This is a genomic window from uncultured Limnohabitans sp., assembly GCF_937889215.1.
GTDB lineage: Bacteria > Pseudomonadota > Gammaproteobacteria > Burkholderiales > Burkholderiaceae_C > Limnohabitans_A.
In genome coordinates this window covers 1-2,177 of the sequence record NZ_CALBEX010000001.1, presented here as the reverse complement: position 1 = coordinate 2,177, position 2,177 = coordinate 1, and the positions used below count along the sequence as shown (strand labels likewise).

2 protein-coding genes are annotated in these 2,177 nt (G+C 49.9%); both read right to left on the bottom strand.

Annotation, left to right across the window (positions count from 1 at the left end; all coding sequences use genetic code 11):
* A partial coding sequence (gene egtD / locus Q0341_RS00010; protein WP_299509613.1) for an L-histidine N(alpha)-methyltransferase occupies positions 1-710 on the bottom strand: 710 nt, incomplete at its 3' end.
* The gene (egtB, locus tag Q0341_RS00005; RefSeq protein WP_366522656.1) at positions 707-1,972 is read right to left on the bottom strand and encodes an ergothioneine biosynthesis protein EgtB; all 1,266 of its coding nucleotides are present in this window, start codon (positions 1,970-1,972) and stop codon (positions 707-709) included. The genes egtD and egtB, both read right to left, overlap by 4 nt.
* Between the last annotated feature and the right edge of the window lie 205 nt (positions 1,973-2,177).

Below are 2,177 nucleotides of genomic sequence, written 5' to 3'. Positions count from 1 at the left end.
GGGGCATTGTAAAAAGCCCAATGAGAAAATTGATCCAACACAAAATTGCTGGCCAATTCCGTGTTGGCACGCACCAAAAGATTCAAATTGAATGCAGCCGTCACACCTTGTGCATCGTTATAGGCATCGTGAATGATCTTTGGTTGCTTCAACAAATCGATCCCCAACAGCAAAGCGCCTCCTGGCAAGTGTGCAGCACAATTGCCAAAGAACGCATGTGCCTCGGTGGGCGAAAAATTACCCAGCGTTGACCCTGGAAAAAAAGCAACCTGGCGTTTGAACTCTTGAGGGGCGGGCGGTAGCAACCAATCTTGGGTGTAATCTGCAACGATCGGGGTCACTTTGAGACTGGGGAATTCCAGCCGCAAATCCGCAGCCGCTGCATTCAAATGCGCTCCAGAAATGTCCATCGGCAAAAATGACACAGGGGCATCCATTTTCCGAAGCAAATGTCGTACCTTGGTCAATGAGCCCGCTCCCAATTCAAGCAACTCTGCTTTAGCGCCAATGTGCTGCGCAATATCAGCGGCATGCGTTTTCAAAATGGAGAGTTCGGTGCGGGTGGGATAGTATTCAGGCAGCTCACAAATCTGATCGAACAAGGCCGAGCCTTTGGCGTCATAAAAATATTTCGGTGAAATATGCTTGTTCTTTTGCGACAAGGCTTTCAGCAAGTCTTGTTCAAAATGGTTGAGATTTGATGCCGTCATTTGCAATCCTTGGCTAAACGCAAGCCTGTGATCTGCCAACTGGCTGTGGGTGGGAAAAAGTTTCGATAAGTTTTGCGTGCATGGCCTTGCGGTGTTGCCCAACTGGACCCACGCAACACCTGTTGACCGACCATGAATTTTCCGTTGTATTCACGAATCGACCCATCTCCTGGCATGAACCCCGGATAGGGCTCATAAGCCGATCGCGTCCATTGCCAGGCTTGACCGAGCATGTGTTGCATGTCTGGGTGATCAAAGGCCAGCTCCCACTCAAATTCAGTAGGCAAACGTGCACCTCGCCATTGGGCAAAGGCATCGGCTTCAAAGAAGGTTAAATGTGTGACGGCCTGATCGAGTTGCAATTGCTCAGCGCCTTCAGCGCCAAAATTCTTCCAGTGGCCTGAGTCATTGAATGTCCCGCGAGGGGCCAACCAATAGGCCGGTGCTTGACGGTCCTCACGGCGCACCCAAGCCCAACCTTCCGACAGCCAAAGCGAGGGTTTTTGATATCCACCGTCTTGTATGAATTCAAGATACTCTCGGCAAGTGATCAATTGATTGGACATTTCGAACCCTTCTACATAGCGTTTATGGAGAGGCTGTTCGTTGTCGAAAGAAAAGTTGTGAGCGCTGCCTGCGTTTTGCCCCAGTTCGGCCAAGCGCGAATCGAACCGAATCCATTGGCATGGCTCTTCGCTGTCAAGCAAGGTTTGGCTGGCTTGTAAATTCAAGCCACTTTTTGGCAGCAGAGGGTTACAAGAAAACAAATGCAATGCGTCGGTGATCATTAACTCTTGATGCTGCTGCTCATGGTTGATGCCAAGCGCTATCAAATACAAAAACTTTTCTGAAAAAAGTTGGTCACGGCTTGACAAGTATTGCAACAATGCATCGGTCACATGCGTTCGAAAAGCCATGACCTTGTCGAGGCTGGGTCGTGTCAACAAACCTCTTTGTGCACGAGGCTGCCTTGGCCCCAAGCTTTCATAGTAGGAGTTGAATAAGTACTGAAATTGCGGATCGAAAAGTTGGTAACCAGGGCAATGTGGCAGCAACACGATGGCTTCCCAAAACCAAGTGGTATGGCCTAAATGCCATTTGCTGGGGCTGGCATCTGGCATGGACTGAACGCATTGGTCTTCTTCAGACAAATGGACGACCAAAGACTCGGTGAGTGCGCGGGTCTGTTCGAGTCGCTCTGTTAACGTCATTTTCTTTCCTGATATCAAAGCCATTGCTTTCGGTGAAGTTGATGCTTGCATGGCTGACTGATGGCATCTTTTGTCAAGCCTGGTTTAATTCCAGTGCGGGTCGAGTTTCGCAGTGAAGGCGGTCAAGTCTTCAAAAAACGGCAGCGCGCCACCTTCAATGGCACAAAACTGCCAGTTTGTGTTGCCTTCAACGGTATGGCGGCCACGGTAATCGGTGAAGTCTCCGCGAGTGGCCATGGATACCCAGACTGGATCC